We start from the raw sequence: 19,061 nt of genomic DNA, 5'->3' as shown, positions 1-19,061 counted from the left end.
TTTCAACTTTCCAACCTTTCAACTTTAATACCCATGTGGAAAAACTACTTAAAAATCGCCTGGAGAGTCCTAAAAAAGAATAGACTCTATACCGGACTGAACATATTCGGTTTGACGCTGGGAATCAGTGGATTTTTGATGATGATGCTTTTTGTCCAAGATGAGTTGAGCTATGATCAGTATATCCCTGAGTCCAGTTCCATCTACCGGGTCAGCAGCCATTGGGGCAATTTCAAAACGGCCAGCTATGCCACTGCGCCTCCATCTCTGGGGCCTCGCATTGCCAGTGATATACCAGAAGTAGCAGCCGTAACCCGAATTTTGAAATGGAATGATTTTACCATCCAGCCAGGTTCTGGAGCAAACAAAGACGAAATTTTCAGAGAAGAAAAGGTGTTCTATGCCGAGCCAAATTTCTTTCAGGTTTTTGATTTGCCCTTGGTCGCTGGTAGCAAAGAAAAAGCACTTTCCCAGCCCAATTTCATCGCGATCACCGCCTCCATGGCCAAAAAGTATTTTGGAGAAATTCCAGCGCCGGAAGTTTTGGGGAAGGTCCTTTTGATCGGCAGTAATGATCCGACGCCTAGAGAAATAGCAGCCGTCTTGGAGGATATTCCTTCACAGTCCCACATTCAATTTGATATGCTGGTCTATGAGCCGGGCATGTATCAGGAGATTTTTCTGATGGATTCCTGGTCTTGGTCGATTTTGAATACCTATGTCAAAATCCCAAACGGAGATAGCGAGGTCGTAAAAACCAAGCTTGATCAGATCGTGGCCAATTATGCCATTCCTGCCTTTGGGGCCGAAGAAGATGGTTCAGACTACAATCTCCAGCTGATGCCAATCAAGGATATTCACCTGAAATCGCATTTGTTGCGCGAATTGGAAGCAAACGGCTACGAAAGCTATGTGTATATTTTTTCTCTGGTAGCAGTTTTTGTGTTGCTTTTGGCTTGCATCAATTTCATGAATCTGGCCACAGCCAAAGCCGGACTTCGGTCCATGGAAGTGGGAGTTCGCAAGGTCATGGGATCAGCAAAATCCCAATTGATTTACCAGTTTTTGACGGAGGCCTTCATTTTGGTTTTGATTTCCATTGCGCTTTCGCTCATTATCGTACAGTTATCCAATGGACTTTTCAATGAGATTTCAGGAAAGGAACTGCAATTCAACATGATTGGGAATCCTTGGATTTGGGTTTTCATTCCGGTATTGCTGGTGTCTTTGACACTTTTATCGGGAGCCTATCCGGCATTTTATCTTTCTTCTTTCAAGCCACTGCTGATTATGAAAAAGCAGTTGACTGTTGGCAAGAATTCCCACTCATTCAGAAATGCTCTGGTCATTTTTCAGTTTGCCACTTCGCTGACCTTGATCATTTGCACTTTGTTGGTTCAGCGTCAGATGAGCTTTATACAAAACTCCAATCCTGGATTTGATAAGGAGCAGCTAGTCATCATTCATAATGATGGGGAAATCAGAAATGAACAACGGGAAGATTTCAAGGCCCGGTTTTCCTCCAGTTCCCAGATCCAATCCATGAGTTTCTCTACCGGAATTCCCATGGCCGGGCAGTTTCAGATGCGATCTTTCAACCTGAAAAATGAAACCGAGGAGCAGGGGATGAACTGGTACGAAGCCGATGCAGACTACATGGATACCTATGCCTTTGAGCTGGTGGAGGGAAGGAATTTTGCCCTAACCCAAGGTGCTGATGCAGGAAAAATCATCATCAATGAAAAAGCTGCGAGCTATCTGGGCATCGCTGCCGATCCCATTGGCCAGATAGTGGTCAAAAACCAAGGAGCAGAAGATGAGGCTACTTTGGAAGTAATCGGAATGGTGAAGGACTTCAATTTTGAATCTTACAGAAATGAGATTAAACCGCTGGTGATCGAATACATGCACGACTATTTTCTAAGAGATTATATATCTGTGAGAGTGCAGGGAAGCAATGTAGAAGCAGCTATCGATGAGCTGAGAACGGGCTGGAAAGATTACGAACCTCGTGTGCCGATGAACTTTTCCTTTTTGGATCAGGACTTTGCCAGAGTGTATCAGTCTGAGATGAAAATGGCCGATTTGCTTCAGGTATTGACAGTTATGTCGATTTTGATCGCCTGTTTGGGACTGTTTGGTTTGACAGCCTACACGACACATCTACGTACCAAAGAAATAGGAATCAGAAAAGTCTTTGGCGCAACAATGCCGGAGATATTCCTGATGCTGTCTGCTTCTTATTTGAAGCTTGTAGCTGTTTCCATCCTCTTGGCCGTGCCGATAGCCATTTATTTCATGAGTCAATGGTTGGAAGAATTTGCATACAAAACAGGCATCAGTGTGGGGCTTATTGTGCTGGCCATAGTCACCTGTCTGGGGCTGGCGGCAGGTACGATTTTCTTTCAGACTTTCAAGAGTATCCAAGCCGATCCGGTGAAAAGCTTAAAGGATGAGTGAGGCATTGGGAGTTGGTATCGGGTAATTAGTATATAGAATCAAGAACCGAGAGTCAGGATTCTAGACATTAGACGTAAGACATTAGATTAGAGAAAAGAGATTGGAGATTTTGAACGAATTGAGGCTGATTTTTCAATTTTTCAATCCGCCACGGCGGACAAGTAACTCCAATTTTGAAATTATATCATCATGTGGAAAAACTACTTTAAAATCGCCTATAGAAATCTTCTGAAAAAGAAGGTGTATTCCCTGATCAATATTGTTGGATTAGGAATTGGTATGGCCTGCTGCGTGCTCATTTTTATGTTTGTGCAGGATGAGCTATCCTATGACAAATTCAATGAAAAAGGCGACCGAATCTATCGGGTGGTTCATGGCTATTTTTCTGAAGATGAACAGGCAGAAAACAATTCCAGAGAAAATTTTTGGGTATGGGGAAATGCTCCAGTAGGACCAGCTTTGGAGCTTGATTTTCCTGAAGTGGAAAAGGTGGTACGGTTTTCAGGCCGAGCGGATATCCTTTTCACCGTACAGGATGAGACCCAGCAAGAGGATGGAATTGTTTTCATGGACTCCACAGTCTTTGATGTGTTTTCTTGGGATCTAGTAGAAGGAGATCCAAAAACAGCCTTGGTAGCTCCCTATAGTGTAGTGTTGTCAGAGACTAATGCCATAAAATACTTTGGTGACGTCAGTGCTCTCGGCAAAACGATGAAAGGAAGTGATGTGGCCGGACGTGCCAATGCCGGTGAATATACGGTGACAGGCGTAATGCGTGATCTTCCCTCCAATTCTCACCTTCAATTCAATACACTTCTTTCCCTTAGTACATTCTATCAGTCCAGACCGGATGTATTTGATGCGTGGGGATATGTGGATACTTACACCTATTTTTTAGTCAATGAGCAGTTTGATCAAGCGGCTTTCGAAGCCAAACTGCCTGAGTTTGTCAATCGGAGAGCTAGCGAGGAGAATGGTCCAAACTATACCATAGCGATCGAACCGCTGGAAGATATGTATCTGAGATCGGAAGTGCAGCGACAGCCTGGCGATACTGCATCGCTCTCCAATATTTATGTCTTTTCGGTCATCGGGCTTTTTATCCTGATCGTAGGGATCATCAATTTCATGAACTTATCCACAGCCCGATCTCTGGAGCGAGCGAAGGAAGTAGGAATCCGAAAATCAATCGGAGCTGAAAAGGGAAGTTTGATCGCCCAGTTTCTGGGGGAATCCATCATCATCGTATTGATTTCTTCTCTGGTTTCGGTGATTTTGGTCTCAGTATCCTTGCCGATGATGAATCAGCTGACCGGTAAAGTCCTTTCCATCAATCAACTAATCAACTGGCAGACGATTCCGTTTTTTGTAGGAATTGTACTTCTGGTAGGACTTCTGGCAGGGTCTTATCCCGCCTTGGTACTGTCCAGTTTCCGTCCTGTTTCTATTTTGAAGGGCATCAATAAATCAGATGCAAAAGGTGTCAATCTCAGAAAAGGACTGGTTGTGTTTCAGTTTAGCTTGTCGATCGCACTGATCGCCGGGACGATTATAGTCTACAATCAAATGAGTCATTTGATGGAAAAAGACATGGGCTTTGATAAGGAGCAAATGCTGGTGGTGGACTACAATTATGATGAGCAAGTCAATACCGTTTCATCTGCTTTGGAGAATGAACTGGAGAAAAATCCGAAGATTGCATCTGTAGCATTTTCCAGATCTGTGCCGGGAAGCCATTTTCCCAATGCGGGGACGACTATTGAGAATCCCGATGGTGAAATGATCATGGAAGGACAGGCGATTTTTCAGGTGGGGCTGGATTTCATAGATCACTTTGATTTGGAATTAATAGCTGGGAGATCCTATTCCAGGGATTATCCATCTGATTCTAGTGCTGCATTGGTCGTCAATGAAGCCGCAGCCAGACAATATGGCTATTCCAATCCGGCAGATATCGTGGGCAAAAAATTTGATCAGTGGGGTAGGGCAGGTGAAGTGATAGGAGTAGTCAAAGACTTCAATTATATCTCATTACATAATAAAGTAGAGCCTTTGACTTTGCCTTTTGAAGCTTATGCTAGCAGATACATGAGTCTGAAGCTAAACACAGAAAATCTCCCTGCTACGCTTGCAGAAATCGAAGGAATCTGGACGAGTCTGGCGCCTCACCGGCCGTTTATTTATAGCTTTTTGGATGAGGATTTTAATACCCAATATGAATCTGATTTCCGCTTCAGACAGATCTTTACCACTTTTTCTATCCTTGCTATTTTCATCGCCTGTTTGGGACTGTTGGGATTGGCAACTTACACTGCTGAGCAAAGAACGAAAGAGATAGGAGTTAGAAAAGTGCTGGGTGCCAACACCGGAAACATCGTGGCTTTGCTGTCCAAGGACTTTATCAAATTGGTGTTCATCGCCATTCTGATTGCGACACCTGTGGCTTGGTACGGAATGAACCAGTGGTTGGAAGGTTTTGCCTATCAAGTCGGAGTTCAATGGTGGGTCTTTTTGATCTCTGGCTTCCTAGCTGTAATGATTGCGCTGCTTACTATCAGCTTTCAATCCATCAAAGCTGCATCCATGAATCCGGTCGACTCCCTTCGATCGGAGTGAGAATTTAGAATCAAGAACTCAGAACCAAGACGTTAGACGTAAGACAAAAGATAAGAGAAGAGAGAAAAGAGATTGGATATTCTAGTTTTCCAACCTTTTAACCTTTCAACTTTCCAACCCTTCAACTTTAATTCCCATGCTGAAAAACTACCTTAAAATCGCCTGGAGAAACATTCTTCGCAGCAAGAGTCATACGTTTATCAATATCGGAGGATTAGGAATTGGGATGGCTGCCTCCATTTTGATTCTGATTTGGGTTCAGTTTGAGCTATCAGTCGATCGATTTCATGAAAATTCGGATAGGATTTATGCTGTTTGGAGAAATTCTGAAATGCAGGGGGAAATATCCTCATGGGACTATACTCCGGCTCCCTATGCGGCAGCGCTTCTGGAAGAATATCCGGAAGTAGAGGAAGCAGCCCGAATCACCGAGTGGGACCCTTTTCTCTTAGCCGCTGGGGATAGGAAGTTTACGGAGCAAATTACTTTTACAGACCCGGGATTCTTCAAGATTTTTAGTTTTGAGGCGGTAGATGGGGATCCAATCGAGGCGCTAGCTGCTCCCGACAACATTGTGATTACTGAGTCTTTGGCAAAGAAGCTTTTTGGTGAATCCTCAGCCTTGGGCAAGACAGTAAAGGCTGAAAACCAATTGGATTTTGAAGTGAAAGCTGTGATCAAGGACCTTCCTACTAATACAGGATTTGAGTTTTCTGCATTTTTACCCTTCCAAAAATTGGAAACGATGGGTTGGGTAGATGACTTCTGGGGGAATAATTCTTACCGAACCTTTGCCATGCTGGCAAAAGGGACAGATCTCTCGCTATTCAATGAAAAATTTGAAGGATTCACTAAAAAACATTGGGCTCAAGGGGATGATATTTCCGATTTCCTTTTTCCTGTCAAAAACCTGCATTTGTATTCCAAATTTGAAAATGGGGAATCTGTAGGCGGCAAAATCGAGCTGATCCGAATGTTTGGGATAGTCTCGGTGATTGTCTTGATCATCGCAGGGATCAATTTTGTAAACTTGAGCACAGCTCAAAGTGAAAAACGATCCAAAGAGGTGGGAATCCGGAAAATCTCCGGAGCTGCTAAAAGCATGCTGATCGGCCAATTTTTGGCTGAATCAATTTTGATCGCGCTCTGCGCCTTTGGAGTAGCACTGGTTTTGGTCTCCATCACTTTTCCTTGGTTCACTGACTTGATCGGCCAGCAGCTGACGAATCCTTTCAACCAACCCTTTTTCCTTGTGTTGTCCTTGGTTTATGTGCTGTTGATAGGTGTTTTGGCGGGGAGTTATCCTGCATTTTTGATGAGCTCTTTTAAACCCACGGTGATTTTCAAATCCACGTTGGGAAATAGAAACTGGGGAGTTCGTCCGAGAGAAGTTTTGGTGGTATTTCAGTTTGCGGTGGTCGTGGCGCTTCTTTCCAGTGTCTGGATTATCAGGGATCAGGTGCAGTTTGTGCAAAATCGAGATATGGGCTTGAATGAAGAAAATCTCATATTCCATCAGGTGACAACGTCTATTCGGAAAAATAAGGTTGCTATGAAAAATGAGTTGCTGGCCTTACCTGAAGTGGAAAGTGTGACGTATACATTTTCACCATTGACCGAGATCTACAGCGACACCAACATGATGGAATGGCAGGGGAAAGAAGCCGATTACCAACCGGATATTTCCAGAATGGGGCAGGATGCCAATCTGGTAAAAACAGCTGGAATGACGCTCTTGGCAGGTCGGGATATAGATATTTTTACCCACGCCAGCGATAGTATGGCTGCGATTATCAATGAGAAATCTGCCGAAATTATGGGATTTGACGATCCCATAGGACAAGTCATCAAGGATGATGGGATGGAATTTACGATTGTGGGTCTTGTCAAAGATTTTGTAATGGAATCCCCATTTGAGGCTGTGAAACCTATTGTGATCATAGGGCCGAAACGAAACTTAAACTTTATCCATATTCGATTGAAGGGAGGACAGGATATGTCGACTTCACTGGCGAGTGTTGAAAGAGTCTTTGCAAAATTTGACCCCAATTCACCTTTTGAATATCAATTTGTAGATCAGGTAAATGAGCAAAAATTCCGCTCTCAACAGCAGACTGCGGCTTTGACCTCTCTCTTTTCAGTTTTGGCAGTCGTGATTTCCTGCATGGGCTTGTTTGGCTTGGCTACTTTCATTGCCGAAAGAAGAAAAAAAGAAATTTCGGTTCGAAAAGTCATGGGAGCTTCAGTGTCCAGTTTGATCACTTTGCTCTCCTCCGAATTCAGCAAGCTTGTTCTGGTTTCTGTGATCATTGGGATTCCTCTTTCCTGGTATTTTATGAAAAACTGGCTGGATACTTTCGATTACAGAACGGCAATTGATTGGAGAATTTTTCTGATGACTGGAGCTGTCACTTTGCTCATTGCTTTATTGACCGTAAGTAGTCAAGCGATCAAAGTAGCGCTGGTCAACCCCGCCAAAACTCTCAAGAGTGAATAAACAATGCGGATCAATATTTTTCACTATTGAAAAGAGAAGAGTTTTGAGAATTGTAAAAAGATGATAGAAGCTTCCAACTTCTTCCTTTTCAAACCATATAGCTAAGCTTTGATGAGATCGAGTTTGTGCGCCATCGGACAAAGTTGTTCGACTCAGAGAAGCCCTGATTGAAGGAAATGCCCGTTTTTGGCAATTTGAATAGGTTTTTCATCTGGCATCAAAGTAGAAATACAAAGAATGTCATTAACCAAACCAAGAAGTCTACTCCACAAGTGGCAGCTCAGTCTTTTTTGGTACCTAAGCTACAGCTATGAAAAATCCACATCAAACCCTTTTGCTATTTTTGCTGACCTTCTTCCAGTTGGGGTTGACTGAGGCGATCAGTCAAGACAATAAAGAGCCTTTCCGGACCGCGAGATTTGCTTCCTCTGATGCTGCGATGCTGGAGGGAGAACTGGCAGGTTCCTCGGTTTCCATCTATCAAGGCAATGTCTCCGAAGTGATTGTTCACGCCTTCCTGAAGAAAAACGGGAGGTATTTGGAAGACGGAGATGAAGAAGTCGCGGAGTTTCTGTCCGAGTTTGAAGTAAGTATAGAACAATCCGGCAATACGATTTCGATTTCGGCTAAGCCTAAAAGCTCCAGAAATTTTAATTGGAAAAACCGTCCCAGTTTATCTTTTGAGGTGATCACACCAGGCGAGCTCGATACGCATATTCGTACGAGTGGAGGCTCTGTTTCTATTGAAGGGGTACATGGAGCTTTCGACTTGGCTTCCAGTGGTGGTTCGATTCGCGTTGCTGATTCCAGTGGAGAAGTTCTTTCGCAGTCAGCAGGAGGAAGTTTTTCGCTAAGTGACTTTCAGGGAAATGTCGAAGCGAAAACGAGTGGAGGATCTATCAAGGTAGAGAATCTAGAGGGAGATATCATTGCTCATACATCCGGAGGAGGTATGAGTCTGGCGGATATTTCAGGGACTATCGATGCGGCGAGCAGTGGAGGATCTATCAAAGCAAGTATTGGTGCTGTATCAGGTGATATGAGTTTCAAATCCAGCGGAGGAAGTATCCAGTTGGCTGTTTCTCAGAGTTCAAGTTTTGACTTGGATATCAGAGGAGGAAGCATCCAGAGCAATTTGGATCATTTTAGCGGGAGCATTGAGAAAAACCGAGTTTCAGGTTCTGTCAACGGTGGCGGACCTGCTCTTTCACTTCAGTCTTCAGGTGGTTCTATTCGCATTTCTAACTGATTTTAACTTTTTTAATCCCAGCCTATGTTTAGGAATTATATAAAAATTGCCGTCCGAAATCTTAAAAAGTCTCTATCCAATACCGCAATCAATCTTTTGGGATTGGTACTGGGGATCTCAGCGGCTATGCTGCTGGCTACCGTGGTGTACTTCGAGTGGTCCTATGATCGCTTTCAGCCTCGCTACGAAAGCACTTATCGGATCAAAACCCAAGATGAATATACCGATGGGGTAGAGTATACTCCTGGTATCCCGGCTCCTTTCTCGTTGGAACTGATGAGTCATTCGGAGCTTTTTGACAAGGTGGCGCCAGTGGTGGGAGATTGGGAGGTACAGCTGACTGTAGAAAAAGAGAATGATTCGGACAAATATCTTTCGGATCATGCTTTTTTCATTACTCCATCTTATCTCGATTTGTTTCAGTTGGAGTTTTTGTCAGGCAATTCTCAAGACCTGAGCAAACCAGATCAGGTGTTTCTCTCCGAGTCTATGGCTACCAGGATCTTTGGTTCTGTGGACGACGCAATGGGTGAAACGATCCTTTTGCTCAATGGCGTACAGCTACAGGTAGCTGGGGTGGTGGCAGATCTACCGCTTCATTCCAATTTCCGCTCAGATGTCTTTGTTTCTTTTGAATCCTTACTTTCTCATCAGGACCAATTTGGCTATGACTTTGAAGAATGGGGCAGTACCAGCTCCAACTTTCAGGTATACCTGAGTCCCAATCCAGACCTCAGTTTGGCACAGGTGGAGGCCGGACTTCTGGATCTCTCCAAAAAGCATTTTGAAGGAAGAGGCAATTCCATTCGTACCCATCATCTACAGCCACTCAGCGACCTACATTACAATGCTGATCTGGAACCTCTCAGCGGTTCTGTGGCCAGGAAATCCACGATTCGGACCTTGGTTTTGATCGGGTTATTTATCCTGATTATGGCCTCAATCAATTACATCAATTTGAGTACATCCAGAGCTATCGGTAAAAGCCGCGAGATTGGAATTCATAAAGTGATGGGCAGCTCCCGCAGCCAATTGATCAACCTTTCTCTTACGGAGACTTTTATCCTCGTGAGTTTGGCATCCTTGATCTCTCTGGCGCTGGTGCATTTTGCACTTCCATTCCTCTCCAAAGTATCCAATATTCCAGAAGGATTTAATGAGATTCCTTGGATTGTCTATGGATTGCTGGTTCTGTTGATCTTGGTGGTGACCTTGCTTTCTGGCATCTATCCAGCTTTGGTGATTTCAAGATTTGAGCCGATTCGGGCTTTGAAAAGTAAAGTGCAAACGGCTCAGCTGGGCAATGTGTCTCTAAGAAGAGCCTTGATGCTTGTGCAATTTGCGATAGCTCAGGTGCTGATGATCGCTACCTTGATCGCCATTCAGCAGATGAATTTGATTCAAAATGCTGATTTGGGTTTTACCAAAGATGAAATTTTTCTCGTGGAGCTGGAAGAGGAAAACCCGGAGCAACCTCGACATCAAAGTTTTAAGCAGGAACTGCTGCGGATAGCAGGTGTGAAGTCTGTCAGTTTGGCCTCCGACCCTCCAGGATCTGGAAATAACTCTGCTACCAATTTCAGCTATGATCAAAGTTCAGAAGATGTGCCGTATCCTGTCTTTTTGAAAATGGCTGACTACGATTATTTTCAGAATTTTGATATGAATTTTCTGGCTGGATCCGGCTATGCCGAAAGTGATACCGCCAGAAAAGCGGTGATCAATGAGACGCTGGCTCGTGATATGACTCAGGGAAATCCAGAAGAGGCTGTGGGGAAAACTATCCGAATGGGAAGGAGTGCTTGGATGGAGATCACAGGCGTACTTAAGGATTTTACGCCCAATTCCCTCCGGGAGGAAGTTAAGCCAATGCTGATCACCACCATGAGTGACTACTATTTTTATGCTGCTATAAAACTGGAAGCAGGCACGACTGGAGCTACTTTGGCGGAAATAGAAGAGTTATACGACGAGTTTTATCCGACCAAAATCTATTCAGGAAGCTTCTATGATGAGATGATCGGTGAGTTTTATGAAAGTGAACAGAAGCTCGCCGCTGTATTCAAGATTTTTGCAGGAATATCCCTTTTGGTGGCCGGATTGGGACTATATGGTTTGGTTTCATTCCTAGTGAGTCAGCGAGTGAAAGAGATCGGAATCAGGAAAACCTTGGGAGCCTCGGTGCCTGAGTTGACACTGATGATTTCCAAAGAATTTATCTACATGGTGATAATATCCTTTCTGCTGTCCATCCCAATTGCCTATTACATGATGGAAGGTTGGCTCGAGACATTCGCCTATAAAATCCCGATATCTATCGGCTTGTTTCTGATTGTCCTAGTAGTCTCAGTGATCTTGACGGCGCTGACTGTAGGAAGCAAAGCTGTTCAGGCAGCATTGGCCAATCCTGTCAAAAGTATTCAGAGTGAGTGAGAAATTAGTAGCAAGTATCTAGTATCAAGTATTTCGAATTAAGAACAAAGAATCGAGAATCAAGAACCAAAATTATAGAATCAAGAATCAATTGAACAAGGGCCAAGTGTCAAGACATAAGATTGTTGAATAGAGATAAGAGAATAAGTGTGTAGAAACGAAAACGGAAGGTTGAATAGAATTTTTCAATTTTCGAATTTTAAAATTTTGCCATTGCTATGCTTAAAAACTACCTAAAAATAGCCCTTCGGAATCTGTTGAAGTACAAGCTTCATACAGGGATCAATATAATCGGGCTCACCTTGGGATTGGGTGTGAGTATTCTGATTTTCTTTTTTGTACAATTTGAATCCAGCTACGATAAGTTTCATACTGAAAAGGATCAGATCTTTCGACTGAGGAGATTTGAAGGAGGGGAAGGAGAGGGTTCTTTTTCTTATTCCACTCCGATTATTACAGCTCCGACTTTTGCAAGTGAATTTCCTCAGGTAGAGGCTGTCACAAGATACATAGGAGGGGCTTCCCAGGCCTATTTGGATGAGTCTACCACCCAGAATCAAAACTATTTTTTGGTCAGTGCGGATTTCTTGAAAATCTTTGATTTCGAACTTTTAAGAGGGGATAGGAATCAAGTCCTGCAAGAAAAGTTTGGTGTCGTCATCACTGAGTCTTGTGCCCAAAAATACTTCGGGGACAGCAATCCCATCGGTCAATCTATTCGGATGAAAATGGGGGACAACTATGAGGAGTACCAAGTCACCGGCTTGCTCAAGGATATTCCAGGTAATTCGAGTCTCCAATTTGAAATGCTGATAAATGACGAGAATCTGGATTTCACAGTAGACGAACAAGGGAGAAATAACTGGTTTCATGTCTTTGGGGATACTTTCATCAAAACAAATGATCCGCTGGCAAAAGCTTCTATCGAAGAGGGATCGGTCCCAATGATGAAAAAAGTGTTGGGAGAGGAGTATGAAGAGGGAGCTTATCGATGGGAACTTCAGCCCATGTCTGAGATCCATTTGACAGATGATGAGATTACCGGTCAGGCAGAAACTACCCGACCTAGCTTGCTCTATATTCTAGCAGGTATCGCCTTTTTGATTTTGTTGATAGCATCTATCAATTTCACTACCATGGCGATCGGTAGATCCGTCACCCGAGCCAAAGAGGTAGGAGTAAGAAAAACTATGGGGGCTGGATTTAGCCAGCTGATGTTTCAGTTTTTGACTGAAGCTTTTTTGACCACCTTGATTGCCCTAGTGTTGGGATTGATGGTGGCGGAGTTATTGGTGCCGACCTTCAATAGCTTGTTTGAAAAAGATCTGGATCTGGTCTATCAGCCTACGCAAATTGCGATTCTGGTTGGATTGGTTGTCTTGATCACGGCGATGGCGGGTGCTTACCCATCCTTTTTTATGTCCAATCTCAGGCCTATTAAAGTCTTGAAAGGCAACTTATCCATTCGCTTTGGAAAACAGGGTTTGAGAAAAGGATTGGTAGCTTTTCAGTTTTTTATCTCCTTCCTATTGATCGCTTCTACACTGATTATGGTCAATCAGATGAAGGCTATCCGAAACTACGACTTGGGATTTGACAAGGAAATGGTGGTAATCGTGGAAGTGCCGGGCGTATCAGGTCAGAATCTTATCAAAAATCTCGAAGAGGGCTTTGGGAATGCAGAAACCTATCGTCAGGCATTGATCGGCAGATCTGAGGTCCAATCTGCAGGCATTTCTATCGCAACTTATGGAGACGAGTCTTTCTGGGATATTGGCTTTGAAACGGAAGAGAAAGAGCAATTTAACTTTAGGGTAAGTATTGTCGGCGGGGATTATTTTGAATCCATGGGCATGGAAATGGCTGAAGGCAGAGGATTGAACCCGGACATTGGTGCGGATAGCAGTGCTTTCGTCATCAACGAAACATTCGCCAAAGCCTTAAATTGGGAAGATCCTTTAGGAGAGATGTTGCCTAACACGGAGTTTGAATCCCATCAGATCGTGGGTGTAGTTAAGGATTTCAATCATAATTCCCTCTACAGAGAAATCGAGCCCTTGCTCTTGGCAAAAAGCCCGAAAGTGCTTTTCAGCGGCATCAATACTTTGATGATTCATGCTGCATTTAATCCGAAAGTTCTAGTAAAAGGGAGTGGTACTGACTTCGAAGCTTTTAAAAGTGTCTTGGAAAGCGAATGGTCAAAAGTGTTTCCTATGGAAACTTTTAGTTTCAGCTTTATGGATGAAAAGGTTCAAAACCAATACAAGGCTGATGAGCGATTGGGAAAAATGGTCTTTTTCGCAGCAGGAATCGCCATTTTGATCGCGACCATGGGCTTGTTTGCAATGGCGGCTTTGAGCATAGCTGGAAGAACGAAAGAGATCGGGATCCGAAAAGTCCTGGGTGCTTCAAGCCTGAGTATTTCTTGGATGTTCAATAGAGAGTTTTTGGCGATCACCATCGCCGGTGTTCTGATAGCTTTACCGCTGAGTTTGTATTTGATGCAAAGTTGGATTGCTCAGTTTGCGGTCAAAGATTGGCCTTCTTGGATCAATTTTGTTCTGTTGACAATCGCTGGAGTTGGCTTTACGCTGTTGATTGTTTCGGCGCAGGCTTTCCGTGCTACTCAGATGAATCCTGTCGACACGCTTAAGGATGAGTAGCGATTAAGACAAAGATTAGAGAGTCAAGAATCAAGAGCCAAGACTTAAGAATAGAAATTGGTGATTCCGATAGTTATTGGGAGAGATCAAAGATGAAAATATAGATGAATAGAATCCATAAATTAAGATCGAAGTGAATTTTCCAATTTTTCAATCCGCCACGACAGAACAGTAATTAAAAATTTCAATTCAATGCTAGAAAACTACCTGAAAATTGCTTGGAGAAACTTGCTCAGAAATAAACTGAGAACCTTCATCCATATCCTTGGTTTGGCTATTGGAGTCGCTATTTGCTTTTTGATTTTCAATGTGGTGACTCATTCTTATAGTTTTGATAGATTTCATCCAGATGCAGATAGGATTTTTCGGATCAATACGCTTACAGAATGGGCGGGGAGTGGCTCCTATCCCAACTCCGGCACTCCAGGTCCTCTAGGAGAAGTGATCAAAGATGAGATTTCGGGTATTTCCCAAGCCGCTCGACTTTATACTCTGTATGATGTTTTGGTAGCTACTCCTGATGCAGACCGGGTGTTTGGCAGGTCAGATAATGTGACTTTTGCTGATCCCGGATTCTTTGAAGTCTTTCCGAGAACGTGGCTGGCTGGTGATGTCAGGTCTGCTTTGGAGCAACCGGAATCTTTGGTGATTTCCGAGGCGAGTATGCATAAATATTTCCCTGGATCAGAGCCAATGGATGTCTTGGGACAAGAATTGATGTATGTGGATGCCGATACGATACGGGCGACAGTGACTGGTGTAGTAGCTGATTTTGAGCAAAACACGGACTTTATCTTTCGGGACTTTCTATCCTTCAGTACCATTCGTGGACAAGAACAAATAGACTGGTATGGCTTGCACGATTGGAACTCTGTCAATAGCAGTAGCCAGCTTTTCATAAAACTAAATCCTGAGGTGAGCCATGCAGCGATAGATGAGTCACTGAAGACTTTGGTAGGCAAAAATATTGAGCCAGAGGATGATTATACGATTTCATTTTTCACCGAGGAATTAGCTGAAATGCATTTTGGGCAAACCTACGGCGGTGGTAGTGTGTCCAAAGTTTTTCTGAAGGGGCTTGTGTATATAGGGTTGATAATCTTGGTTTTAGCTAGTTTGAATTTTGTCAATCTTGAGACTGCACAAGCTATCAACCGTGCCAAAGAAGTGGGGATTAGGAAAACAATCGGAGGAACCCGTCAACAATTGGTCTATCAGTTTTTGGCTGAGACCATGCTTTTGATTCTCTTTTCTACACTGCTGGCTCTCGTGCTTTGTGAAGGCATCAAGTCACTTTTCGCCACTTACCTCCCTAGGAATTTTCAGATAGACTATCTGTCCCCTTCCAATTTTGCTTTCTACCTTCTTTTTCCGCTCTTTTTGACCTTGATTACGGGAATTTATCCAGCGATGGTCTTATCCAAATACGACCCACAACGAGCTCTTAAGGGTGAAATGGTGAAATCGGGGAGGTTTTCGATGGGCGTCTTTTTGAGGAAAAATCTGACAGTAATTCAGCTATCCTCTTCGATTGCATTTATTATTCTGGTGTTGGTACTGAATTATCAGTTGAAATACGTGACCAGTCAGCCGATGGGTTTTGACAAGGAAGCGGTGCTCTATGCGCAGTTGCCATTTATGTCTGATCCGGACAAAATGATTCAACTTCAGGAGCGCATCAACCAAGAATCATCCGTGGAGGCAGCTTCTCTCAGTATGGGGCTAGTGGCATCGACCAATTTGTGGACATCAGATGTCTACGTACCGGTGGATACAACCGAAAATCAGTTTTTTGTCCAAGTGATGAATGTCGATTCAGCATTTGTTGGAGTCAATGGAATTCCTCTTTTGGCGGGTAATGCTGCTCTCGATCAGGAGGATGAAATCATGGTCAATGAGAATTTTATCAAAGAAGGTGGGTTTGCCAGTATAGAGAGCGCGATAGGGACTCAAGTCAGATACAATGATGAACCCAAAACGATCATCGGGGTAGTCGCTAATTTTCACTCGAGAACTCTGCGTGAGGAAATCCGTCCTATGCTTTTCACCTTTAACCCTCCCTACTTTCGGACAATCAACGTGAAGCTGAATCCTGATCAAAATCTGGCTTCAGCTAAAGAAAGTTTGGAAAAGGCCTATCTCACTATCTATCCATACGAGGAAGCTAATTTTGTCTTTTTGGATACCCAGCTGGACCGCTTTTACCAAGAGGATGTCAAAATCAAGAATGTATTGGGTTTTGCTTGTGGTTTGGCTATTCTGATTTCATGTATGGGTTTATTTGGTCTGTCCAGTTTCACCATAGCACAGCGGACGAAAGAGATCAGTATCCGGAAAGTTCTTGGAGCCAGCTTGCAGCAGGTCCTGTTTTTGGTGAGTAAGGAGTATGTGATTTTAGTTGGGATATCATTTTTGATTGGTGTGATTCCAGCCTATTATTTCCTTAGTGACTGGCTGGCTGGATTCAAGACACGTGTAGCTATGCCTTATCTGATCTATCTGGCTGCTGGTATGGGTGTGATGGTAATCTGTCTCTTGATCGTCGGGATTCATAGCTACGTAGCTGCCCAGTCCAATCCTGCTAAAGTATTGAAAAGCGAGTAAGTCTAGATTTGATAAGCCTCCCAATAAAGAGTAAGGATGAATGGAACATGCTAGCAGGTTCCTGTTTTATGAGAATTGCAGTGACAAGTCATTCCTGGTTTCAAAGGGAAGTAATTTGAAGAATTGTGGGTTTTGAGCTGCCAGAAATACCCTTGCGTTTTTCCACATCTTTCCTTTGATGTAGTTTTATGAAAAAATAAAAGAACCGCTGGTGGAGTAAATAAAATTTTTTATAAAGTGATTTGTATGGTTTTTCACTGTGAAAGCTTAATTTGTCAACTCAAGTATCTGGTTTTTGCTTTCTAACTGAAATAATCTATGCTACATCCTTTTAGAAAAGTGGCTTTTGCATTCTTTTTTATCCTGCTGTCAGGCGCTTCTTTAAAAGCTCAAAGTTCTGGAACAGAAGCGGGTTTCACCTCCTTGTTTGATGGAAAATCTCTAGATGGCTGGGTGGGAAATAAGACTTCCTATCGGGCTGAGGGGGGCATGATCATCATAGATCCTCAGGGAAAAGGCGGAGGAAACCTCTATACTGAAAAGGAGTACGGTGATTTTGTACTGCGTTTTGAATTTCAATTGACTCCTGGAGCAAACAATGGCTTGGGGATCCACGCACCACTGGAAGGAGATGCTGCCTATGTGGGCAAGGAACTTCAGATCTTGGATAATACGGCAGAGAAGTATGCGACACTTCATGAATATCAATATCATGGGTCTGTGTATGGAGTGATACCTTCCAAGAGAGGCTATCTGAAGCCAGTGGGTGAATGGAATGTACAGGAGGTCGTCGTGCAGCATCCCAAAATCAAAATCATCCTCAATGGGGAAACTATCCTAGTAGGCGACTATCTGGAAGCTTCAAAAAATGGCACTTTGGATGGCAAAGATCATCCGGGATTGCAGCGACCCAGTGGGCATATTGGCTTTTTGGGACACGGAGATGTGGTTCATTTTCGCAACATCCGAATCAAAGAATTGACTAATTGACAATTAAATCTATAAATACAATGAAAGAGAAGTTTCAGGTGATAGACCGGAGAGATTTTATCAAGAAAACCGGCCTAGGAGCTTTGGGGATTACATTGGCTCCCACACTTTTGGCCAAAGCCAAAGCTAACGGAAGAGTAAGAACAGCCCATATTGGTTTGGGGATGATGGGAATGGCTGATCTGAATGCCATTGCATCGCACGATGCAGTAGACGTAGTCGCTCTTTGCGATGTGGATGCAGCTATGATGGCCAAAGCTGAGGCGCTTTTCCCAAATGCCAAAACCTACGCAGACTATCGGGAAATGCTCAAAGACATGGAAGACGAGATCGATGCGGTAGTCGTATCGACACCAGATCATACCCATGCGCCTGCTTCCTTGATGGCTATGAATATGGACAAGCCCGTGTATTGTCAAAAGCCTCTGACTCATCATGTATCAGAAGCTAGAGAGATGAACAAAGTAGCAGAAAAGAAAGGCTTGATTACCCAGATGGGAATTCAGGTTCACTCTTTTTATGATTACAAGCTGGCGACCTTGTTGATTCAGGATGGAATTATTGGCAAAGTTCACACAGTGCGTGCTTGGTCTCCCAAAAACTGGGGAACAGATGCTCCAGCGCCTGTAGGAAGTGATCCTGTTCCGGCTAATTTGGATTGGGATCTATGGCTAGGCACAGCTCCAGAGCGTCCTTACAAGGAGGGTGAATATCACCCTGGCAACTGGAGAAAAGTTTTGGATTTCGGATGTGGTACTCTAGGCGATATGGGAGTGCATATTTTTGATACCCCATACAATGCCCTACAGTTGGATGTTCCTCGTACGATTATCAATGAGTGTAGACAGCCAACTGGCTATGGATTTCCAGAGCACAATACAGTGACGTATGAGTTTCCATCTACTCCTTATACCGCAGAGACATTGAAGTGGGTATGGTACGATGGCCCAGGAGCACCTGCTGACCATGAGGATTTGAAATTGCCAAACGGTGAACAACTACCGGATCAGGGAGCGATGTTTATGGGTGAAAAAGGACGCTTGTTGCTTCCGCATTTCCAGCAGTTGCCTAGACTGATAGTAGATGGTAAGTATCAGGAAATGGATATCGAAAAATTCAACTTGGGTAAACCTGTCAAGGATTACGAAGGAGAAAGTAAAAAGCACTACCATCAATTCGTGGATGCTATTCTGGGCAAGGACGAATGTAGCGCTCCATTCTCGTATGCTTCTCGACTGACCGAGACGATTCTTCTGGGTGTGATTGCCGGACGTTTCCCGAATCAAACCCTGCATTGGGATGCCAAAAAGGCGAAGTTTGAGGAAAAAGAAGCCAATCAATATCTAAAAGGGAAGTATAGAAAGTTCTAGTCTCAGGATAGTAGACTTAAGACACAAGATGCTAGACTAGGGAATTTTAATAAAAAGATCTATCACAGAATTGTTTTGGTCTAAACTCTAATCCTATTCGGCATTGCTGAATACTGATCACTTCCAACTGACCACTGTTTTGTTCGCTGGCGAACAAAAATGTTCGAGTGGGAGAAATA

9 protein-coding genes are annotated in these 19,061 nt (G+C 43.5%); all 9 read left to right on the top strand.

Annotation, left to right across the window (positions count from 1 at the left end; translation table 11 throughout):
• The first annotated feature begins 33 nt into the window (after nucleotides 1-33).
• The 9 genes from G460_RS0105880 to G460_RS0105840 all read left to right on the top strand — a co-directional run bounded on the left by G460_RS0105880 (nucleotide 34) and on the right by G460_RS0105840 (nucleotide 18,882).
• On the top strand, nucleotides 34-2,460 hold the full coding sequence (locus G460_RS0105880; RefSeq protein WP_026954485.1) for an ABC transporter permease: 2,427 nt from the start codon (nucleotides 34-36) through the stop codon (nucleotides 2,458-2,460).
• A 189-nt stretch (nucleotides 2,461-2,649) separates the two neighbouring features.
• A complete protein-coding gene (locus G460_RS0105875; RefSeq protein ID WP_026954484.1) occupies nucleotides 2,650-5,076 on the top strand; it encodes an ABC transporter permease in 2,427 nt (808 codons plus the stop codon).
• A 136-nt stretch (nucleotides 5,077-5,212) separates the two neighbouring features.
• Complete coding sequence (locus G460_RS0105870; RefSeq protein WP_026954483.1) at nucleotides 5,213-7,573, top strand: ABC transporter permease; 2,361 nt, start codon at nucleotides 5,213-5,215, stop codon at nucleotides 7,571-7,573.
• Nucleotides 7,574-7,883: 310 nt separating this feature from the next.
• A complete protein-coding gene (locus G460_RS0105865) occupies nucleotides 7,884-8,822 on the top strand; it encodes a DUF4097 family beta strand repeat-containing protein (RefSeq protein ID WP_026954482.1) in 939 nt (312 codons plus the stop codon).
• Between the two features lie 24 nt (nucleotides 8,823-8,846).
• On the top strand, nucleotides 8,847-11,255 hold the full coding sequence (locus tag G460_RS0105860; protein WP_026954481.1) for an ABC transporter permease: 2,409 nt from the start codon (nucleotides 8,847-8,849) through the stop codon (nucleotides 11,253-11,255).
• A gap of 218 nt (nucleotides 11,256-11,473) precedes the next feature.
• The gene (locus G460_RS0105855; RefSeq protein ID WP_026954480.1) at nucleotides 11,474-13,918 is read left to right on the top strand and encodes an ABC transporter permease; all 2,445 of its coding nucleotides are present in this window, start codon (nucleotides 11,474-11,476) and stop codon (nucleotides 13,916-13,918) included.
• 192 nt (nucleotides 13,919-14,110) lie between these two features.
• Entirely contained in the window at nucleotides 14,111-16,522 is a 2,412-nt protein-coding gene (locus G460_RS0105850) for an ABC transporter permease (protein ID WP_026954479.1), read from the top strand.
• Nucleotides 16,523-16,840: 318 nt separating this feature from the next.
• A complete protein-coding gene (locus tag G460_RS0105845) occupies nucleotides 16,841-17,512 on the top strand; it encodes a 3-keto-disaccharide hydrolase (protein WP_026954478.1) in 672 nt (223 codons plus the stop codon).
• A gap of 20 nt (nucleotides 17,513-17,532) precedes the next feature.
• The gene (locus G460_RS0105840; RefSeq protein WP_026954477.1) at nucleotides 17,533-18,882 is read left to right on the top strand and encodes a Gfo/Idh/MocA family protein; all 1,350 of its coding nucleotides are present in this window, start codon (nucleotides 17,533-17,535) and stop codon (nucleotides 18,880-18,882) included.
• The last annotated feature ends 179 nt before the right edge of the window (nucleotides 18,883-19,061 follow it).

This window comes from Algoriphagus vanfongensis DSM 17529, from assembly GCF_000429465.1.
GTDB lineage: Bacteria > Bacteroidota > Bacteroidia > Cytophagales > Cyclobacteriaceae > Algoriphagus > Algoriphagus vanfongensis.
This window is presented reverse-complemented; position numbering and strand designations above follow the sequence as displayed.

Excerpts from the sequence above, each read along its gene's own strand:
- G460_RS0105855 (WP_026954480.1), top strand. The coding sequence starts at position 11,474 with ATGCTTAAAAACTACCTAAAAATAGCCCTTCGGAATCTGTTGAAGTAC.
- G460_RS0105875 (WP_026954484.1), top strand. The coding sequence starts at position 2,650 with ATGTGGAAAAACTACTTTAAAATCGCCTATAGAAATCTTCTGAAAAAG.
- G460_RS0105840 (WP_026954477.1), top strand. The coding sequence starts at position 17,533 with ATGAAAGAGAAGTTTCAGGTGATAGACCGGAGAGATTTTATCAAGAAA.
- G460_RS0105860 (WP_026954481.1), top strand. The coding sequence starts at position 8,847 with ATGTTTAGGAATTATATAAAAATTGCCGTCCGAAATCTTAAAAAGTCT.
- G460_RS0105870 (WP_026954483.1), top strand. The coding sequence starts at position 5,213 with ATGCTGAAAAACTACCTTAAAATCGCCTGGAGAAACATTCTTCGCAGC.
- G460_RS0105850 (WP_026954479.1), top strand. The coding sequence starts at position 14,111 with ATGCTAGAAAACTACCTGAAAATTGCTTGGAGAAACTTGCTCAGAAAT.
- G460_RS0105880 (WP_026954485.1), top strand. The coding sequence starts at position 34 with ATGTGGAAAAACTACTTAAAAATCGCCTGGAGAGTCCTAAAAAAGAAT.
- G460_RS0105865 (WP_026954482.1), top strand. The coding sequence starts at position 7,884 with ATGAAAAATCCACATCAAACCCTTTTGCTATTTTTGCTGACCTTCTTC.
- G460_RS0105845 (WP_026954478.1), top strand. The coding sequence starts at position 16,841 with ATGCTACATCCTTTTAGAAAAGTGGCTTTTGCATTCTTTTTTATCCTG.